Raw genomic sequence first — 18,979 nt, forward strand, 5'->3', positions numbered from 1 at the left:
ATTTACATATGTAAAATAATTTATAAAAATAAATTATTAAAATAATAAAGAGGAACAAAATGAAAAATAATAAAGGTTTTACGCTTATAGAATTATTGGTTGTAGTTGCGATCATTGGTATTCTGGCAGCAGTTGGTGTTGTTGCTTACAATGGTTACACAAGTGCAGCAAAGAAAAATGCTTCAAAAAGCATCCATGCTAATGTTGTGAAAGTATTAGCATCAGAGACAAAAAAATGTAGTTTGGGGAGTGGAACAATATTAAAAAACAATAATGGACAGGGAGGAATGAGTTGTACTGATTATGCAACTTATGTTACAGCTCAAACCGCAGGTGCACAAATTCAAAAACTTGTTCAAGTAGATAACGTGGGTTTAGTTTTTCCTGATAAGAATCCTCACACACCATCAACAACAACAACAACAACAAAAGATGGAAAATCGGAAACTTCAACTTCAATAAATTATGCTGTAGGAGGAGCTGCTGGAACTGGAGCAACAGTAATTACGAATGCGGCGAACACACTTACAATTACGACAAAATGGGCTGCTGATGAACAAGAACTAGTAGACTCTGTTGCTTTAGAATAAAAAATATTAAAAGTTTAATGACTAAGAGTTCAGGATTTACTTTAATTGAACTCTTAGTCGTTGTTGCAATCATCGGAATATTATCGAGCATTGGTACTCTTGCTTACAATGGGTACTTAGAAGGTACAAGAATAAAAGCAGCTGAAAATGTTTTAGTGCAGATTGGTTTAGCACAAACAGATCATTACGCTGATTGCAATTCTTATTATTCGAGCAAAAAAAATTATTGTCAACCTTCCACCGCAGAGGATGAATGCACACCGGACAAAACATCGACTAACAAATTATCAACGGAGCTATTTAATAAAGCAGGTTACATTGATACAAATAATCAATTTAATTTTTGTTCTTTTATAAAAGATGATGGCACTTTCGAAGCTGTAGCATTAGGTCCTGGTAATTGTAAATTAAGAGTTGATGCCAGTGGTGGTAAAGTTGATAAGACTGGATGTAATTAATAAATTTATTCAATAGTTTAATATTGGTTTTAGTCAAAATCAAAAGTTATCTGATGATTTAACTTTAATAAGTATTGGAAAATAAGAATAATTTCTAAAATTAATTAATTGAAAAAAACAATATACTTAATATCTTTTCATTTTTATGTTTTTGTATTTCGTAAGATTTAAATTATTTTTGATATCAACAATTCTGTTGATTTCAACATCTGCATTTTCATCAGAAAAAAACATTACCTACATGCAGATATTACAAGATCCAAATAACTTAGATTTAAATTTAAAGTACGCCCAACAACAAGGAAAAGTTGGTAACTTTAAACAAACAATTTCAACACTTGAGAGATTGAATATGCTTTATCCAGACAATGTTGAAATCAAATTATATTTATTATCTGTTTTGGTCCAAGTCGACTCACCAGAAAAAGCTAACACGATTATAGAAGATATGAAATTAAGAAGAGATCTTTCGGCAGAAGATTTAGAAACATTACAAGAAATTGAAGAAGAATTAAAAGATCGAGAACCAAGTTTGTGGAATTTAACAGCTGATGTTGGTTTTGGTGCAACTTTTTCTAATAACGTAAATAGTGTTTCTAAAACAAGATTAAAATATGATTCAGGTTCTATCGCAGCTTTTACATCACCAAAACACGATAGGACTGAAAGTGCTTCAATAGGAATAACAGCAACAAGACCTGTTGGTGAAGAGTCGTCATTATTATTAAATTTTGGTCATACAACATCTAATCAATATCAAGAAGCAGATGATGACTTTCAAAGTTATGGTTTAACGATTGGTTTAGATACCACTTTGAGTAATCAAAGTTTAAGTCCATACATAATTATGAGTAAAACTGATGCACAACATGATGCGGATAGTTTTTCATTGATGCTAGGAGTAGGAGGATTTTTTACAGTTGGGGAAAGACATTCATTTAGTTATGGATATTCTTACTCAGACTCTAAAGCAAATCATAATTTATCAGACACAACCGCAGATGAAACTAATGCAATCGGGCATGGTTATACTTTTGGTTATGATTTAATTATAACTCCAATAATTTCTAGTTCACTAAGTTTAGGTTATAGTGATAGTGATGCAAAAGTTGATGCTGGAAATGATTACGAAACTTATGAATTTGGTATTGGTTTAAATTTCGCATTTCCATGGGCATATATTGCTTGGAGTGCCTCAACTAGTTTTAATGATTATAAAGTTGCCGACACCACTGTAGATTCAACAAAGTTGAGATCTGACCATGCAACGACAACAGACTTGATGATTACAAAAGCAATTGGAGATATTTTTCCATTTATTGATCCTAACAGAACGTTATTTATTAACCTGTCTTATGAAAAAACTTTTTCTGAGGCAAATATAATGAACTATGACTATTTAGCCGATTCTTTTGCTTTGAGTTTTTCCAAAGCCTTAAAGCTAAATTAATCAATTTTTTTAAAATTCACCTAATACGGGCTTTTTTTACCGGTCAATATGAGTTTTTAAAGTTTATTTTTTTCAAAATTTTGTTAGTTTTTATGAAATGAAAAAAATATTGTCAGTTCTTATAGGAGTAATTTTAGTCTTTAGCGCCAATGTTAATGCTGAAGAAAAATTAACTATTGAAAAACAATTAGTTGGAATTGTAGGTGCAATTTCAGGAACTGTTAAAACTGAAACAAGAGAATTAAAAGCTGGTGATAAAATATATTTAAATGAAACAATTGTTGCGGGTGCTGGATCAGGTACGCAAATTTTACTTTTAGACCAATCAACTTTTACAATAGGTGAAGACTCTGAAGTTGTAATGGATACTTTTATATTTGACCCTGCAACAAATGATGGAAAAATAGTTGCAAGTGTTAAACAAGGTAGTTTAAAAGTCATATCTGGTTTAATTAGTAAAAAAAATCCTGACAGTCTAACTGTTGAAGTTCCAGAGGGAACACTTGGTTCACGAGGAACAGAATTTCAAACGATCGTATCAAAAGGTAAAACAGATACTTTATTAATTGGTCCAGGAAAAAATAATACTTTAGGAATGAGACCAGGAGCAGTTCTGGTTGGAAACAACTTGGGTTCAACTTTGCTTGACAATCCATACAGCATGGCATCAATGACTAAGGGCAAAGCACCTGGACAAGCAAAAAAAATTACTAAAAATCAATTAAAGAAATTCAATAAAAAAATGAAAGCTCTAAGAGTGGCTAAGCTCTCACCAGAGGAAAAGAAAGGTAAGAGAAAAGAAATGAAAAAGCAATTAAGAAAAGAGCTTAAGTCTATGGGTTTTGAAAAAGAGGAAATTAAATCAATAATTAAAGAAAATATTCAAAAAGATAAAGAGAAGAAAGTAGCAATTAAAAAAGAGAGAGCTGAAAAGAAAAAAGCTAAGAAGAAAAAAGCTAAAGCAGAAAAGAAAAAAAATAAAAAGAAAAAAGCTAAAAAAGTAGATAAGAAAAAAGGTAAAAAGAAAAAAGCTACTAAAAAAGGTTCTAAAAAGAAAAAAGCAGTTAAGAAAAAAGAGGGTAAAAAGAAAAAAGCTACCAAGAAAAAAGCCACTAAGAAAAAAGCTGTGAAAAAGAAAGCTACTAAAAAGAAAAAAGCAGTGAAGAAAAAACCAGCTAAAAAGAAAAAGAAAGCAGTTAAGAAAAAAGTTAAGAAGAAAAAGAAAGTAGTTAAAAAGAAAAAACCTAAAAAGAAAATTAAGAAAAAAGTAGCTAAGAAAAGAAAGATCGTTAAAAAGAAAAGAGCAGCTAAAAAGAAAAAAGCTAAAAAGAAAAGAAGAAAAAAGAAATAATTAGCTAGTTCTTAATAACTTTCATTTACATTACTTAAATTAGATATAATTTCATTTTGTGAGAGCTTTTGTACAAAAAAATTTAAATTATTTTGTTTTCTTAATTTTACTTACATTGTTAATTTTTCTTAAATTTTTAAATCCTGCGTTTATCAAGTCTGTTTCATATTTAAGTTTTGACTTGTATCAAAAAGTATTTGTAGAAAAAAAAGATAGTGATGTAGTTATTATTGATATTGATGAACAAAGCTTAGGTAAATTTGGACAATTCCCATGGAACAGAAGAGTTTTTGCAAAAATTCTTGACCAATTAAATATCCATAATCCCAAAGCCATAGGTTTTGATATTTTTTTTACTGAAAAAGATAAGCAATCGCCTGAGGCAATTATCAAGTCTTATGGTTTAATTCCCTCTGATGTTGCTGATATTCAAAACTTACAAAGTCCTGATGATATTTTTTCAGAAAAATTAAAAGAGTCTAAATCAATAATTGCCGTGTTGGGAAGTAACGTACCTTCGCATACAAATTATGATAGAAAAGCAAAAGCCAGATTTTTATCAAAAGGTGGTGATCCAAAGGATTTCACATATTCATATCCACACTCCATTGGATCTTTAGAAAAACTAGAAAAGAATGTTAAGGGATTAGGCTCTATATCTTTTTTAGATCAATTAGATGGAATAATACGATCATTACCCTTAATTGTACAATTTGATAAAAAAATTTATCCAACTATGGGTCTAGAAATGGTTAGAGTTGGATCAAAACAAAAAAATATTTATGTAGAATTAAATGAAGTTGGTATTAAAAGAATTAGTGCTAGACCTTACAAAGTAGACTCTGATCCAAATGGGATTATTTGGATTAAATATAAAAAATCAAATAAAGATCAATTTATATCAGCTAGTGATGTTTATGACGGAAAATTTCAATCAGATTTCTTCAAAGATAAATACGTTTTAATAGGAGCATCAGCACAAGGTCTTTTTGATCTTGTTAAAACTCCTTTAGGCATAACCATTCCCGGAGTTGAAGTTCACGCAAATGTTATTGAAAATATTCTTGATCAATCGTATTTGGTTCGAAATCCAAATACTTATATTTTTGAATTAATATTTTCGATTATTATTGCTTTACTTACATTTGTATTGTCTCAAAAAATTAAACCAAAATATAGTTTATCCATATTCTTTGGGAATATTTTAGTAATTATAATTATTGGTTTTTCTATTTATAAATTTAGATCAGAGTTAGTAGATTTTAGTTACCCTATTTTTATTGTGACACTAACATTTTTAACGGGTCTTTATTTTAGGTTTATAGAAGAAAATAAAATGGCTTTAGCCAATCTTCAAAAAGAGGCTAAACTTTTAAAAGAACGTGAACTAGCAGCTGGAGTTCAAAAAAGCTTATTTCCTGATATTTCGAAATTTGAGAATTTTATTTTTGCAAAAAACGTGCCTGCACGAGACGTTTCAGGAGACTATTTTGATGTTGTAAGATCAACTCCTGAAGAATATTTTTTTACCTTAGCTGATGTATCTGGCAAAGGAGTAAAAGCGGGAATGTATATGGCTAAAGCATCCTCAATCTTTAGAACTCTTACTAATTTAAAATTCCCTTTAGAAAAAGTAGTGTTTGGTGTCAATAATGAATTAGTTGAAGCAAAATTTAAAGGAATGTTTGTCACTGCTGTTTTTGGTAAATTAAATATCAAAACAGGTGAACTCGTGTTTATTAATGCAGGTCATGAAAGTATTCTAACTTTTGATGAAAATAAAAATTATGAATATATCAAATCTGAAATGCCACCCATCGGGATTATAAAATATTTTACAGAGTCAATGGTGAAATCAAATACTATTAATCTTAAAAATAAAACTTTTGTGGTTTATACCGATGGAGTAACCGAAGGTTATATGAAAAATGGGGAAGAGTTAGGAGCTGAAGGAGTGCAAAAAATTATTAACGAAATGTCACAGGTCACCCCTAAATCTATAGTTGAGGCTATCGAAAAAGAGCTTAACTGGGGTGCAGAAAAGTTAAGGGATGACATCACTTGTATGGCAATAAACATTAATAATACAGAGCTGATAAAGAAGAAATAATTTGAAACCCAAATTGAATAAATTGATTATTTAAAATTTTTCAATTTTATGTAAATTACTTTTGTGAAACGAATCTTTTTAATACTATTTTTAATACCCGTCTTGAGTAATTGTGCTCAATACTCTGCCATGATTAGTCCTGCTTTAACTCTAGCCCACACAGGAAGTTTAGCCCAAGCATCTACTTCCTTATCAAGCTCATTAGCAATTAATGAAGTTAAAAAAGAATATACACATAATTTGCAAGCTGAAAGAATTTGTCCCACAGTTCACTCTTCTGAACTTAACGCAATCTTTTTTGAGACTATAGAACATACCGGTTGCTATTACGATCCCCTTAGTATTCTTAGATAGATTTCTAAAATAATTTTTATTAAAATATTTTTCAAAATAATAAATTTAGAAATGAAATTTTTTTGGTTTTTAATTTTTTTTGTTTATGGTTTAAATATTGCTCAAGCTGGAATAGTTGAGCCTGTTTTTGTACAATTAAAAGATCCAAATTTAGATGGTGAAGATGATGAACCATCTACTGTTTCAATAGCTATAACACCTGATGGAAAAAAGATGTTTGTAATGGATCATTTAAGAGATGGGGCTACTGATGGAAATGCAATTTTTATTTATGATTTAGCAACTGCATTTGACATTAGCACCATGGATGTCACAAATAGGACTATAGTAAACACAACTGGTCTTGGTGATAATTTAGGTAATATCGATGGTAACAAAACTATCAAATTTAGCAATGACGGAAAAAAATTATTTTTATTTAATTCTAATGGTAGCGCACAATTTCATAATTTGACAAGTCCATATGATGTAGCTTCAATTTCTGCTTCAACTTTGATTCCTGATGATGGTCTTAATTATAAAACAGCTTATAATAGTTCTGCGATTAATGACCTTAAAGGAGTTGCATTTAATAATGATGGAACAAAAATGTATCTTAATGATGGAACTAAGGGGACAACTGATGTAACTCAAGTAAAATTATCCACACCATTTGATCCAAGTTCAGGTACTTTTGAATATAATCTAAATACAACCTCAACAGTTGGAAATGGCACATTCACAATGGATCTTTATTTTGATGATGATGGTACAAGACTATATATAAGTCAGGGTCTTGAAAACAGCACTGGGTCTGCCGCTCATATTTTTGTTTGGAAATTATCTACACCATTTGAACTAAGTTCTGCAACATATGTTGATAAATATCAAATAGATGGAAATGGAAATAATGTTTCAGCATATGGTTGGACATTTGGGAATAATGGTATGAAGGCCTATATTGGAACTGAAGACGCCAATGATGATGGAGATGATATAATTTACGAGTACGATTTAACATGTCCTTATGGAATTGTTCTTTGTGAAAATGAAACCGCCTCTGCTATAAGTGCACAGGTAGAGATAGCTAAAAACGTAATTTATCAAAACTCAAATACAATTTTCAAAAGATTTGATTGGTTACGTAGAAATGAAGAAAAAACAAATTTAAATAGTCATAACATTAAATTAAATATCAATAACCCAATTTTAGCTTCATTGAAAAATAAACTCGAAAACTCCTTAAATAGCAATTTGACTAATTCATTGGAATATACCCAAGCATCACTAAAAGATAAAAATCCTCTTAAGAATATGAGAAACTGGTCTCATTGGTCTCATGGAGATATCTCATTTGGCAGAGTAGGAGAAAAAGGTTTCATTAAACCAAAAGATATTAGAACCAAAGGTATAATGATTGGTGCTGACAAATTGATCAATAATAAAATTTTTGGTTTAGCTTTTCGATATGGCAATGATGATGTTAAAATTGATACAGGTGCTGGAAATAAACTAGACTCACAAGCTTATACTTTAAATCTCTATGGTAGTTTACCTCTTGATGGTAAATCAAACTTAAATGCTTTAATTGGGGCAAGTTTTTTAAGTATTGATCAATTAGTTAAGGGCACAATTACAGGTGAGCGATACGGTAGACAAATTTTTACCTCACTTACTTATCAAAATGAAAATGAGTATACTAATTATGATTTAATTCCTTTTGGTAAATTTGAGATAGGTATCACCCAACTTTCTGAGTATACAGATTTTGGTACTTCTGCCACAAATAGTGTTGATTTACATGATAGACTTACATTTAAGACTGGAAATATTTCAGGAGGTTTGAAGTTTGATAATATTTTATATTTAGATCAGAAAACTTTAAGTAGAAATGGTTTTGTAGAATATATTTTTGATTTAACACCAGATATTGACCATTTTTTTACGAATTATCACGACAATAAATTAGTTAGAAAAACTATAAAAAAACATTCATTACATAATATAAAAGGAAATATTGGTTTTGAATATATGAATGTAAATGGTTACACCTTTGCAATAAACTATGAAAGATTTCAAAGTTTAAGCGATAGTGCTTACTCAGATAGTTTTTTATTTAAGTTAGGAAAAAAACAAATTCAGAATGCAAATTTAGATGTGATTTATGATCCAATGAATAACAATAATACTGAAATAAGTTATTTAAAAAACTTTGGTAATTTTAACTTAAAATTAAATTCTAATTATAGTTTATTTAGTAAAATCCCAGACTATGGTGCAAATTTAGAGGTTTCTGGTACCTTTTAATATTTTCAAATTTCAAATATTATTTTAAAAGTTCTTGAAGTTTATTTTCTTTTTCCAGCGCTCTCACTTCATCATAACCACCAATGTGCTGGTCATCAAAAAATATTTGAGGAATAGTTCTTTTACCATTTGCTTTTTGGATCATTTCATCTTTTGCACCGTCAACTTTTGCAACATCAATTTCTTCGTAAGGTGCATTATTTCTTGTAAGTAATCTTTTAGCTGCTTCACAATAATTACACATTGGACCAGTATAAATTGTAATTTTTTTCATAAGTTATAAATAATCACCTTTTTTTATTTTACTAGTAATTTGTTTTCTTGAATATTCAAATTTTTTTCTGTGTTTGATACTTTTTTGATGAACTCTTTTCCTCCACAATCTAAATGATGATGGTTTGAGTGATTTTCTCATTATCTTAATAACATCAGATTCTCGGTAACCAGTTTTTTTTTCGATATCCTCAAAAGTGATCCTATCGGCCCATGCTGCCCAGATGACCCAATCTGGATCTTCATGATTTGGCTCTGGATTTTTGACGCGGGTAATTGGCCTGTGACCTTTTTTTTTCATAAATCCTTTATATTTGAAAAAAATCGATAATGCATTTTTTTTAGGATCTGTTATATTGTGATTTGATAGTCCTACTTAGCCATCTTTAGCTCCCGGTTTTTTAGGACTATCTTTTTTTTATGCTCCCCCTAAATTTTATCCTTTTTTTACAGATCATAATTTTTCTATTCATCACACCGGGTACTCCTCGGGTGGTTATTATTTCTTATTCAATGAATTATGGTGTTAAAAATTGTGTTTGGACTGCTTTAGGTGATGTCACTGCAAATTTATTTCAAGCAACTTTAGTAATTTTTGTCATAGGGACATTTTTGTCTGACAATCCAAACTTTTTAAATTTTTTTAAGTGGGTAGGAGTTATTTATTTAATATATTTAGCTTACGATGTGTACAAATCTTCACCAAAAGATGTAAATTCAAAAATAATTAGTACCAAAAGTACTTTTTCTTTTTATAAAGATGGTTTTTTAGTTGCTGGCACAAGTCCTAAGGCTTGGTTGTTTTTTCCTTTAATATTCCCCCAGTTTATTGACTTTAATACCAATTATATTGTTCAATTTTTTATTTTGATAACAACTTATATTGTTTTAGATTTTGTTTCTTTGATTGGTTATGCTTTGCTAGCACAAAAATTAATTACATGGATCAAAGCAAATCCAAAAACAATTAATACAATCTCAGCGAGTGTTTTAGTTATAATTGCGTTAATTATTATTGTGACACAACAATATTAGAGTACATCTAAAGTTGTTTTTGCCCCTTGCAATAGTTGAAAATTATTTATTTAATTAAGAATTAATTAATTAATAACAGAAGGAAATAAAATGAAAATAAACAAGATAATCTTGAGTTTTATTTCTGCAGTAGCAATTTTACTTTCAACTTCAGTTGTCTCGTTTGCAAAAGTAGTTGGTGATAAAATTGTTTTAGGTGCTGCTATTTCATTGACTGGAAAATATTCATCTAATGGTGTTCATACTCAAAACGGTTATAACATGGCTGTTGACAGAATTAATAGCATGGGTGGTGTTAAAGTTGGTGGAAAAACTTATAAGTTTGAAATCATTTATTATGATGATGAATCAAACCCAAAAAGAGCAGCTCAATTAGCAGAAAGATTAATCTCACAAGATGGTGTTGAGTTTATGCTTGGGCCTTATAGTTCAGGTTTAACAAAAGCGATTGCACCTGTTACAGAAAAATATGGTGTGCCAATGGTGGAAGCAAATGGTGCGTCTAGATCTTTGTTTACTAAAGGTTACAAATATCTATTTGCAGTTTTAGCTCCAGCTAATTTATATCTTGATGTAGCTATTAGAACAGCAGTTGAGCTGAATGGTGGAAAAGGTGTAAGAATTGCGCAAGCATTTGAACAAGATGCTTTTTCACAAGACGTAAGGTTAGGTATTTTAGATGCAGCGAAAGAAACTGGATCTGAAATTATAATCGACGATAAGCTGCCAAAAGAGCTTAATGATATGGCTGCAACATTAGTTAAAGTAAAACAAATGAAGCCAGATGTTCTTGTGGTATCAGGACACACAAAAGGTGCATTAACTGCAATTAGACAAATTGCTGAAATGAAAGTTGATGTTCCAATGTTAGCAATGACACATTGTGATGCTGCGAAACTATCAAAACAACATGGTAAAAACTCTCAGTATGCATTATGTGCTTCTCAATGGCATAAAACACTAACGTATAAAGATAACTTCTTTAAAGATGGTATGACGTATGCGGCAGACTTCCAAAAAGAGTTTGGATATGATCCGCCATATCAATCAGCAGAGTCTTCTGCTGCATTGTTAGTGTTCAAGGATGCTTTTGAAAGAGCGAATTCTTTCGATCAAAAGAAAGTAAGAGATGCTCTTGCAGCTACGAACATGCAAACATTCTATGGAAATATTAAGTTTGCACCAGGTGGTCAAAATGTTGACAAGCCGATGGTACTTTTCCAAGTAATGTGCGATGGCGCTGGGAAATGTGAAAATAAAGTTGTAGCTCCACTGAAGTGGGCATCAGCTAAATTGATTCACCCAATTCCTAAGTGGTCTGACAGATAATAACAAATCTTAAAATACCCCCTAAACTCTAGGGGGTATTTTTTTTAGAGGCAAATTATGGATTTCATGGTTTTTCAGTATCCGATGATAACTGTTCAAGCTTGCTTGGATGGGATACTACTTGGAATTTTATTTGCGTTAATTGCTTATGGTATGGCTTTGCAATGGGGAGTGATGAATATCATAAACATTGCACAAGGTGATTTAGTTATTCTTGGTGGTTATATTGCATACTTTATGTATCTTTATGGTATTCATCCAGCATGGGGGGTAATTGTGTCCCCAATCATAATGTATTTTGTAGGTGTCGGAATTTATAAATTAGTAATTAATAAAGTTGTTGATAGAGACTTGTTTATCTCAATTCTTGCTACATTTGGCATAAGTATTCTTTTTATGCAGCTAATGAACTTTGCATTTGGTGCAGATGTTGTCTTAGCAAATTCGGGTTATGGTACAACATTTTTATTTGATAGCGCAGTAGTTTTGCCAAACTCAAAAATATTTTCGGCATTTGTAAGTATTGTTTTTGCTATTGGTTTAGTAATTTATATGAAAAAATCAAAACTTGGTCGAGCAATCAGAGCAACGGCTCAAAACGCAAGAGCTGCAAAGATTTTAGGCGTAGATACAGAAAAAGTTTATGCAGCAACTTTTGGATTAAATGCTGCTCTTTGTGGTGTTGCAGGAGCACTAATTTCAATAACTTTTACAATTCATCCTTATATGGGATTACCATATACAATTAGATCATTCATGATTGTTATTGTTGCGGGACTTGGCAACTTACCTGGTGTTGCAATGTCAGGGATGGGCCTTGGTGTGTTTGAAGAGTTTGCTGATTATATATTAGGTACAGAATTTAGAATAGGTTCAGTGTTTTTACTATTAGTTTTAATTCTCGTTTATAGAAGATTTAAACTTTCAAGAAAAAGAGAGTATCTAAAATAATGAATAAAAATGTCATATTATATGCTGCAATTTTAATATTTGGGCTTGCTGCACCTTTTGTATTTCCAGCATTTAAAGTTCAATTATCTATTTTATGTGTATTGATTGTTTTAGCTACCACTTGGAATATTCAAGGTGGGGAGATGGGATATAACACATTTGGAAATATTTTATTCTATGGTTTAGGAATGTATTTGTGTGCTTCTGTGCAAGTTGGCATGTTTTTTCCTTTAGCAGAGTGGACTGAAAGTGGAGGAGAAAAAACTTTTGTGCATACGCCTACACAATTTTTTCAAGGAATGGCAGCTGGACTTGTAGTGGCCGCTGTTGTTCCAACTATTGTTGCGGGATTAATTGGATATGCCATCTTGGGACTTAGAGGGCATTACTTTGCAATTTGTACTTTAGGTTTAGGAGTTGCTGCAGGAGAAATTTCTGGTGGTATAGAGATTATTGGAGCAGGTCAAGGTTTTACCACACCACCTTTTCCAAACGTTGGTGGTTTAGAGGCAAGAGGGGAATTCTTTTATTTTCTAAGTTTTGGTGCGCTCGTTCTTACTTTCATAGCAGTGAGAGCAATTTACTCAACTCGTTTTAGATTAATTCTTAATGCGATCAGGGATAATGAGGATAAAGCTGAGGCAATGGGAATCGAAACGATGAAATATAAAATAATTGGTTGGATGGTATCAGCATTTTTCTGCGGTTTAGCTGGAGGTATCATGGGCGGACTTGTTGGCTATATAGACTCTACTGATGTTGCTTTTGACGGAAGAGAGATGGGTGTATTTATGGTTTTAATGGCGATCCTTGGTGGTAAGGGAACTTTATGGGGTCCTGTGATTGGCGCTACTGTATTTCATATTTTCAAAGAAGGATTTTGGACATTCTTTTTAGGGTGGCAGTATGTTGCTTTAGGAGTTTTGATAGTTGTCATTGTCATTTATTTTCCAGAGGGAATTATGGGATGGTTGAGAGAAAAATATCCTGAACGATTTGGCGAAGTTGTTGATGAGGCAGATCGAAAAGCACAGGTAGAACTGAAATGAGTATTTTAGAAGTAAATAATGTAAGCAAATCTTTTGGCGGTGTTAGGGCTAATGTTGACATTTCAATGTCAGTAGAAAAGGGAAAAATATTTGGACTAATTGGTCCAAATGGTTCAGGAAAAACAACTTTATTTAACTCAATAGTTGGAACATATCCAATAGACCAAGGTTCAATAAAATTTAATGGTAAAGAAGTATCTGAATTACCAGTTCCTGTAATTGCTAAACTTGGTTTATTAAGAACTTTTCAACAAACAAGAATTTATGGAAAATTAAATTGTGTAGATAATATGCTGATCAGTCACAAAGGAAGTGATGAAAGTATATTAAAGATATTCTCAAAAATTCCTCAGGATCTAACAGAAAAAGCAGAAAATCTTTTAAATTTTGTAGGACTTTACCAAAAAAGAAAATTAAGAGCTGGCGACTTATCTTTTGGTCAGCAAAAATTACTTGAGTTGGCAATGGCTTTGATGAATGAACCAGAAATGCTTTTATTAGATGAGCCAACGGCAGGTATTAACCCAACACTAATTAATGGAATTATAGACAGGTTAATAAAGGTAAATCAAGATTTTGGGATTACTCTTTTAGTTATTGAACATAATATGAGAGTTATTATGCAATTAGCAGAAAGCATTTATTGTTTAGCTCATGGCAAAATGTTGGCTAATGGAACACCAGATGAGATTAAAAATGATAAAAGAGTAATCGATGCATACCTGGGGGCGCAATAATGTCTAATCAATATGAAGTATTAGGAAAGGCTCCTCAAGCAGAAGATTTGAAAAAACTTTCACCTAATGACATTCATCTTACAATTAAAAATATGAATGCTGGTTATGGGAAAATGGAAATTTTACATAATTTTGATCTTTATGTTAACAAGGCCCAATCACTTTGTTTAATAGGTCCAAATGGTGCTGGTAAATCAACTATTCTTCATTCAATTTATGGATTTACAAATATTTTTTCTGGGAAAATAGAAATTGATGGAAAAGAAATAACCAATTTATCACCAGCTGAAAAATTAAAATCAGTTGGTATTGCATATATTTTACAAGATAATTCTGTTTTTCCTGATATGACAGTTGAGGAAAACCTTTTAATGGGTGGATTTATCAAAGATAAAACAGAGGAATCATTTCAAGAAGCTGAAAGAATTCTTGAGAAGTATGAAAGATTAAGAAATAGAAGAAATCAACCTGCAAAAGTTTTGTCTGGTGGTGAAAGAAGATTATTGGAAATTTCAAGAGCGCTTGTTATGAAACCATCAGTTTTATTAGTTGATGAACCTTCGATTGGATTAGAGCCAAGATATATTGAAATGGTATTTGAAATTTTAAGAGACCTTCAACAAAATGAAAAAAAAACAATTATCCTTGTTGAGCAAAATGCAAAGAAAGGTCTAGAGTTTGCTGATATTGGTTATGTTTTAGTATCAGGACAAACTGCAATAGCAGGTAAGGGAGATGAACTCTTAAATAATCCTGATGTTGGACGCCTATTCCTGGGCGGTTAATGATTGATTCAAAATATTTTTTGAAAGGATTTGCATCTATCAAAGGTGTTGGAAGTCCAGCTATAGCCTTGGGTGCTAGCTTTATAGCGATTGGAGCTCTTTTAAAAAATATTGGTTTTACGATTCAAGAAAGCCTTTTTTCAACTTTTTTAACTTATGCCTTACCTGGTTCATTAGTGATGGCAGAGTCACTTATAATTGGATCATCATTAATAAATATCTTCATTGCTGTTTGGTTAGTAAATGCAAGATTGTATCCAATGACAGTTTCCTTAATGCCTTTGTTGATGCACCAAACACAACCTAAATGGAAATATTATTTATCATGTCACTTTATTGCCGTCTCATCGTGGTTGATAATGAAAGATAATTATGAACAAATAAAAAAAGAAGCAAGGATAGATTTTTGGATTGGTATTGGTACAGCAACCTGGTCGGTAGCAATTTTCTCTACATTTATTGGTTATATTGCATCAGACTTTTTAAATAGAGATATGTTAATTGGGTTAGCAATAATTAATCCAATTTATTTTACTTGTATGATGGTCGGAGCGATGAGAACTATTAAAATTAGTTTATCAATCATTCTTGGTGCAATTTTAGGTCCAGCTTTTTATTTTATCTCTCCGGAGTGGTGTATCTTATTTGGTGGTTTTGTGGCTGGAACAGTTGCATTTTTTATTGGAGAAATTAATGACAGTTAATATTTTTTTAGTCATCTTAATTACTTCTTTAGCGACATTTTTGTCTAGATTTTTAGGTGTTGTAAGTTCAGAAAATATCAAAGAAACTTCCAAAATATTTAGATGGTTTAATTGTTTGGCATACTCGACGTTGGCAGCATTAATAGCTAGGATTGTAATTTTTCCGTCAGGATTATTATCTGAGATAGATTATTTAGTAAGACTAATTGTAATAATTTTATCAATTGGGCTTTTTTTTATCACTAAAAAAAATTTAGTTTACCCAACAATTTTCTCTGCTATCATACTTACATTTTTTAGTAGTTACTTATGATTGAAAAAATTGATGGATTTGAAATTTATGAAAATAAGCAATCTCCAAGAATAATTAACATAGACATAGGAGATGAAATTTTAAATAAACTTATCTTTCCTTTTAACAAGTTTGATATTACTGCATTAGAATATAAACCGTTTACCAGATTTACTATCGCAAAAAGTTTAGATGATTTAAGTAATAACGAATTATCTAAATTAATTAATAAAATTATTAGAGATAGAAAAACTGGTTGTTTTATTATTAAACCTAAAAATTTAATATCTAAAATTGATGATAGTTTTTTAGTAAAGCTTTCCACTGCTGTCGCGCATCTTATTGGGAACCCTAATCATGATGCAATGGCTGGTAAATACTATGCTAGATTTCATGTTAAGCATGAGGATAAAAGTGACTCTTATTTAAGAAAGGCTTACAAAAATATGGATCTACATACTGATGGGACCTATGTAAAAGAAAAAACTGACTGGTTGTTAATGTCAAAAATAGAGGAAAAAAATGTCGAGGGTGGAGAAACTGCCATGCTTCATCTCGATGATTGGGAACATTGTGATGAATTATTTAATGATCCTGTCGGAAAAGAAGATTTTCTTTGGGGTTCTCCGAAAAGTAAAAATATTGATTATAAAGTTGAACATCCAGTATTTTCATCTGATAAAGATGGAAGACCTCAAATTTCATACATTGATCAATTTCCTGAACCTAAAAATATGAAACAAGGTACTTTTTTACAAAAATTATCTGATAGTCTAGAGGAAAGTAATAAGAAGGTTATAACTAAACTTCCGGTAGGATCATCTGTTGTAGCAAATAATTATTTTTGGCTTCATGGCAGAAAAGCCTTTAAAGAACATAAAGATTTAAGTAGAGAGTTGTTGCGAATTAGAGGTTCTTTTTTTATTAATTAATATAAATTAATCACTATAAGATATTTATGAAATTAGGTTTTATAGGAACTGGAAAAATAGCATCATCAGTTATATCTGGAATATGTTCTTCAAAAATTAATTATAAAAAGATATTTATTTCATCACGAAATAGTCTTATTGCAAAAGGATTAAAAAAAAAGTTTAAAAAGATATTTATTGAAAAGGATAATCAAAAAATTGTTGATAATTGTGATTGGATTTTTTTGGCGGTCACACCTACGGTTGGTCAGAAAATTATTAAAAATTTAAGATTTAGATCTAGTCAAATAATTATAAGTTTTATCTCAACTATAAATCTTTCAGAACTTCAAAAAATGATAAAAGTCAAAGCTGACTTAGTAAGGGCAATTCCACTTCCGCCAATTTCTCTTAAAAAAGGACCAGTACCCATCTGTCCACCTAATAAAAAAGTTAAAAATTTTTTTAATAAAATTGGATCTACTATTGAAATTAAAAATGAAAAATTATCAATTAATTTTTGGTCAACGTCAGGGATGATGGCATCTTATTATGAAATATTAAATGTGATGAGTACTTGGTTGATAAAAAAAGGTATTAAAAGATCTGATGCACAGAAATATATAACAACTTTATTTTTGGCCTTATCTGAAGATGCAGTTGTAAATTCAAAAAAAGATTTAAGACATTTAGTTAAAGAGTCTCAAACTCCAAAAGGTTTAAACGAACAAGGTTTAAGAGAAATGAGTAAAAGAGGGGCTTATAAATCTGTAGTAAATGCACTAAATAGAATTTACAAAAGACTTAACAAATAATTGATGTCAGAAAATATTTTAGAGATAAACAATCTATCAAAATATTTTGGTGGATTAGCAGCGGTATCAGATTGTTCACTTAAAGTGAAGAAGGGAACTATAACTGGAATAATCGGTCCTAATGGATCAGGAAAAACTACCTTATTTAATTTGATAGCTGGAAATCTAAAATGTTCAGCTGGTAGTGTCATGTTTAACCACGAAAATATAACTGATGTACCGGCATATGAATTATTTTCAAAAGGTTTACTTAGAACTTTTCAAATTGCACATGAATTTACAAATTTATCAGTTTTAGAAAATTTAATGATGGTTCCTGGTAATCAGTCAGGTGAACAATTGATAAATGCAATATTTAAACCCTCATTAATCATGAAAGAAGAAAATATTATTAAGCAAAAAGCCATTGAAGTTATAGAGTTTTTAAATTTAGGACATCTAAGAAATGAGCTAGCAGGAAATTTATCTGGTGGTCAAAAAAAATTATTGGAGCTTGGTCGAACAATGATGGTAGATGCAAAGTTAGTTCTATTAGATGAAGTGGGTGCAGGTGTGAATAGAACACTACTGAAAGACCTTGGCACAGCGATTGAAAAACTTAATAAAGAAAAGGGATATACATTTTGTATGATTGAACATGATATGGATTTCATAGGAAGATTATGTGATCCTGTGATTGTAATGGCTGAAGGATCAGTATTATTTGAAGGTTCAGTGGAAGATGCAAAAAAAGACGAAAAAGTAATTGAAAGTTATTTGGGCAGGGGATCAAAAATTAAGGATAATTGATAATGGCATTTTTTGAAGGAAATAAGATGACTGGTGGATACGGAAATGGTCCAGACATTATTAATTCGTGTTCAGTGAATGTCGACAAAGGAGAGATTGTTTCAATCTTAGGTCCTAATGGTGCGGGAAAATCGACTGCAATGAAAGCAATGTTAGGTTTGTTAAATTTAAAATCTGGTTCAGTAATAATTGATGGTAAAGATATCACACAATTGTCTCCACAAGATAGAGTTAAGTCAGGAATTTCATTTGTACCTCAAACGAAAAATGTTTTTGCAGGAATGACTGTTGAGGAAAATTTAGAAATGGGAGCCTTCTTAATTGATGAGAGTTATAATTCAGTAATCAATGAGATCTATGAATTGTTTCCAATATTAAGTGAAAAAAGAAATCAATTAGTTGGTGAATTATCAGGAGGGCAAAGACAACAGGTTGCACTAGGTAGGGCACTAATGATCAAACCATCAGTTTTAATGTTAGATGAACCAACCGCAGGAGTTTCACCAATTGTAATGGATGAATTGTTTGATCACATTGTAAAAGTTAAACGTACAAATGTTGCAATACTTATGGTGGAACAAAATGCCAAACAAGCACTAAGTATTTCAGACAGAGGTTATGTGTTAGTCACAGGAGAAAATCGTTATTCAGGATCAGGAAAAGAATTACTAAATGATCCAAGAGTAAGGAGTTCATTTTTAGGCGGTTGA

Annotated in this window: 21 protein-coding genes; 19 read left to right on the plus strand and 2 right to left on the minus strand. The window is 30.9% G+C overall.

Features of this window, described 5'->3' with window-relative positions:
• The first annotated feature begins 59 nt into the window (after nt 1-59).
• The 7 genes from ACTT83_RS00190 to ACTT83_RS00220 all read left to right on the plus strand — a co-directional run bounded on the left by ACTT83_RS00190 (nt 60) and on the right by ACTT83_RS00220 (nt 8,599).
• Nucleotides 60-590, plus strand: a complete 531-nt coding sequence (locus tag ACTT83_RS00190; protein WP_440918251.1) for a pilin — start codon at nt 60-62, stop codon at nt 588-590.
• Between the two features lie 17 nt (nt 591-607).
• Nucleotides 608-1,048, plus strand: coding sequence for a type IV pilin protein (locus ACTT83_RS00195; protein ID WP_440918252.1), 441 nt, complete (start codon nt 608-610; stop codon nt 1,046-1,048).
• A gap of 145 nt (nt 1,049-1,193) precedes the next feature.
• Nucleotides 1,194-2,498, plus strand: a complete 1,305-nt coding sequence (locus ACTT83_RS00200) for a hypothetical protein (protein ID WP_440918253.1) — start codon at nt 1,194-1,196, stop codon at nt 2,496-2,498.
• Between the two features lie 97 nt (nt 2,499-2,595).
• Nucleotides 2,596-3,849 carry a FecR family protein gene (locus tag ACTT83_RS00205; protein WP_440918254.1) on the plus strand — a complete coding sequence of 418 codons (1,254 nt, stop codon included), beginning with the start codon at nt 2,596-2,598 and terminating at the stop codon, nt 3,847-3,849.
• 115 nt (nt 3,850-3,964) lie between these two features.
• Nucleotides 3,965-5,959, plus strand: a complete 1,995-nt coding sequence (locus ACTT83_RS00210) for a CHASE2 domain-containing protein (protein WP_440918255.1) — start codon at nt 3,965-3,967, stop codon at nt 5,957-5,959.
• A gap of 129 nt (nt 5,960-6,088) precedes the next feature.
• Nucleotides 6,089-6,313, plus strand: coding sequence for a hypothetical protein (locus ACTT83_RS00215; protein ID WP_440918256.1), 225 nt, complete (start codon nt 6,089-6,091; stop codon nt 6,311-6,313).
• A gap of 51 nt (nt 6,314-6,364) precedes the next feature.
• A complete protein-coding gene (locus ACTT83_RS00220) occupies nt 6,365-8,599 on the plus strand; it encodes an autotransporter domain-containing protein (protein WP_440918257.1) in 2,235 nt (744 codons plus the stop codon).
• A gap of 19 nt (nt 8,600-8,618) precedes the next feature.
• Here ACTT83_RS00220 and grxC read toward each other — a convergent pair whose 3' ends face one another.
• Both grxC and ACTT83_RS00230 read right to left on the minus strand, forming a co-directional pair.
• Nucleotides 8,619-8,873: a glutaredoxin 3 gene (grxC, locus tag ACTT83_RS00225; protein WP_440918258.1), complete on the minus strand. Its 255-nt coding sequence runs from the start codon at nt 8,871-8,873 to the stop codon at nt 8,619-8,621.
• Nucleotides 8,874-8,876: 3 nt separating this feature from the next.
• Complete coding sequence (locus ACTT83_RS00230; protein WP_440918259.1) at nt 8,877-9,173, minus strand: TIGR03643 family protein; 297 nt, start codon at nt 9,171-9,173, stop codon at nt 8,877-8,879.
• A gap of 119 nt (nt 9,174-9,292) precedes the next feature.
• Between ACTT83_RS00230 and ACTT83_RS00235 the strand changes: the two genes are divergently transcribed.
• The 12 genes from ACTT83_RS00235 (at nt 9,293) to ACTT83_RS00290 (ending at nt 18,979) form a co-directional block, all read left to right on the plus strand.
• Nucleotides 9,293-9,907: a LysE family translocator gene (locus tag ACTT83_RS00235; RefSeq protein WP_440918260.1), complete on the plus strand. Its 615-nt coding sequence runs from the start codon at nt 9,293-9,295 to the stop codon at nt 9,905-9,907.
• A 90-nt stretch (nt 9,908-9,997) separates the two neighbouring features.
• The gene (locus ACTT83_RS00240; protein WP_440917160.1) at nt 9,998-11,236 is read left to right on the plus strand and encodes an amino acid ABC transporter substrate-binding protein; all 1,239 of its coding nucleotides are present in this window, start codon (nt 9,998-10,000) and stop codon (nt 11,234-11,236) included.
• Nucleotides 11,237-11,293: 57 nt separating this feature from the next.
• A complete protein-coding gene (locus ACTT83_RS00245) occupies nt 11,294-12,187 on the plus strand; it encodes a branched-chain amino acid ABC transporter permease (RefSeq protein ID WP_440918261.1) in 894 nt (297 codons plus the stop codon).
• Entirely contained in the window at nt 12,187-13,236 is a 1,050-nt protein-coding gene (locus tag ACTT83_RS00250; protein WP_440918262.1) for a branched-chain amino acid ABC transporter permease, read from the plus strand. The genes ACTT83_RS00245 and ACTT83_RS00250 overlap by 1 nt, the downstream gene beginning before the upstream one ends.
• On the plus strand, nt 13,233-13,973 hold the full coding sequence (locus ACTT83_RS00255) for an ABC transporter ATP-binding protein (RefSeq protein WP_440918263.1): 741 nt from the start codon (nt 13,233-13,235) through the stop codon (nt 13,971-13,973). The genes ACTT83_RS00250 and ACTT83_RS00255 overlap by 4 nt, the downstream gene beginning before the upstream one ends.
• Complete coding sequence (locus ACTT83_RS00260) at nt 13,973-14,758, plus strand: ABC transporter ATP-binding protein (RefSeq protein ID WP_440918264.1); 786 nt, start codon at nt 13,973-13,975, stop codon at nt 14,756-14,758. The genes ACTT83_RS00255 and ACTT83_RS00260 overlap by 1 nt, the downstream gene beginning before the upstream one ends.
• A complete protein-coding gene (locus ACTT83_RS00265; RefSeq protein ID WP_440918265.1) occupies nt 14,758-15,462 on the plus strand; it encodes an AzlC family ABC transporter permease in 705 nt (234 codons plus the stop codon). Before ACTT83_RS00260 ends, ACTT83_RS00265 begins: the two co-directional genes overlap by 1 nt.
• Nucleotides 15,452-15,775, plus strand: coding sequence for an AzlD domain-containing protein (locus ACTT83_RS00270; RefSeq protein WP_440918266.1), 324 nt, complete (start codon nt 15,452-15,454; stop codon nt 15,773-15,775). Before ACTT83_RS00265 ends, ACTT83_RS00270 begins: the two co-directional genes overlap by 11 nt.
• The gene (gene glaH, locus ACTT83_RS00275) at nt 15,775-16,686 is read left to right on the plus strand and encodes a glutarate dioxygenase GlaH (protein ID WP_440918350.1); all 912 of its coding nucleotides are present in this window, start codon (nt 15,775-15,777) and stop codon (nt 16,684-16,686) included. Before ACTT83_RS00270 ends, glaH begins: the two co-directional genes overlap by 1 nt.
• A 26-nt stretch (nt 16,687-16,712) precedes the next feature.
• Entirely contained in the window at nt 16,713-17,480 is a 768-nt protein-coding gene (locus ACTT83_RS00280) for a pyrroline-5-carboxylate reductase (protein ID WP_440918267.1), read from the plus strand.
• 3 nt (nt 17,481-17,483) lie between these two features.
• Nucleotides 17,484-18,269, plus strand: coding sequence for an ABC transporter ATP-binding protein (locus tag ACTT83_RS00285; protein ID WP_440918268.1), 786 nt, complete (start codon nt 17,484-17,486; stop codon nt 18,267-18,269).
• Between the two features lie 2 nt (nt 18,270-18,271).
• On the plus strand, nt 18,272-18,979 hold the full coding sequence (locus tag ACTT83_RS00290) for an ABC transporter ATP-binding protein (protein WP_440916110.1): 708 nt from the start codon (nt 18,272-18,274) through the stop codon (nt 18,977-18,979).

It is taken from the genome of Candidatus Pelagibacter sp. (assembly GCF_052049775.1).
Lineage (GTDB): Bacteria > Pseudomonadota > Alphaproteobacteria > Pelagibacterales > Pelagibacteraceae > Pelagibacter.

Coding starts and splice junctions, on each gene's coding strand:
- ACTT83_RS00190 (WP_440918251.1), top strand. CDS start 60: ATGAAAAATAATAAAGGTTTTACGCTTATAGAATTATTGGTTGTAGTT.
- ACTT83_RS00195 (WP_440918252.1), top strand. CDS start 608: ATGACTAAGAGTTCAGGATTTACTTTAATTGAACTCTTAGTCGTTGTT.
- ACTT83_RS00200 (WP_440918253.1), top strand. CDS start 1,194: ATGTTTTTGTATTTCGTAAGATTTAAATTATTTTTGATATCAACAATT.
- ACTT83_RS00205 (WP_440918254.1), top strand. CDS start 2,596: ATGAAAAAAATATTGTCAGTTCTTATAGGAGTAATTTTAGTCTTTAGC.
- ACTT83_RS00215 (WP_440918256.1), top strand. CDS start 6,089: ATGATTAGTCCTGCTTTAACTCTAGCCCACACAGGAAGTTTAGCCCAA.
- ACTT83_RS00220 (WP_440918257.1), top strand. CDS start 6,365: ATGAAATTTTTTTGGTTTTTAATTTTTTTTGTTTATGGTTTAAATATT.
- grxC (WP_440918258.1), bottom strand. CDS start 8,873: ATGAAAAAAATTACAATTTATACTGGTCCAATGTGTAATTATTGTGAA.
- ACTT83_RS00230 (WP_440918259.1), bottom strand. CDS start 9,173: ATGAAAAAAAAAGGTCACAGGCCAATTACCCGCGTCAAAAATCCAGAG.
- ACTT83_RS00235 (WP_440918260.1), top strand. CDS start 9,293: ATGCTCCCCCTAAATTTTATCCTTTTTTTACAGATCATAATTTTTCTA.
- ACTT83_RS00240 (WP_440917160.1), top strand. CDS start 9,998: ATGAAAATAAACAAGATAATCTTGAGTTTTATTTCTGCAGTAGCAATT.
- ACTT83_RS00245 (WP_440918261.1), top strand. CDS start 11,294: ATGGATTTCATGGTTTTTCAGTATCCGATGATAACTGTTCAAGCTTGC.
- ACTT83_RS00250 (WP_440918262.1), top strand. CDS start 12,187: ATGAATAAAAATGTCATATTATATGCTGCAATTTTAATATTTGGGCTT.
- ACTT83_RS00255 (WP_440918263.1), top strand. CDS start 13,233: ATGAGTATTTTAGAAGTAAATAATGTAAGCAAATCTTTTGGCGGTGTT.
- ACTT83_RS00260 (WP_440918264.1), top strand. CDS start 13,973: ATGTCTAATCAATATGAAGTATTAGGAAAGGCTCCTCAAGCAGAAGAT.
- ACTT83_RS00265 (WP_440918265.1), top strand. CDS start 14,758: ATGATTGATTCAAAATATTTTTTGAAAGGATTTGCATCTATCAAAGGT.
- ACTT83_RS00270 (WP_440918266.1), top strand. CDS start 15,452: ATGACAGTTAATATTTTTTTAGTCATCTTAATTACTTCTTTAGCGACA.
- ACTT83_RS00280 (WP_440918267.1), top strand. CDS start 16,713: ATGAAATTAGGTTTTATAGGAACTGGAAAAATAGCATCATCAGTTATA.
- ACTT83_RS00285 (WP_440918268.1), top strand. CDS start 17,484: ATGTCAGAAAATATTTTAGAGATAAACAATCTATCAAAATATTTTGGT.
- ACTT83_RS00290 (WP_440916110.1), top strand. CDS start 18,272: ATGGCATTTTTTGAAGGAAATAAGATGACTGGTGGATACGGAAATGGT.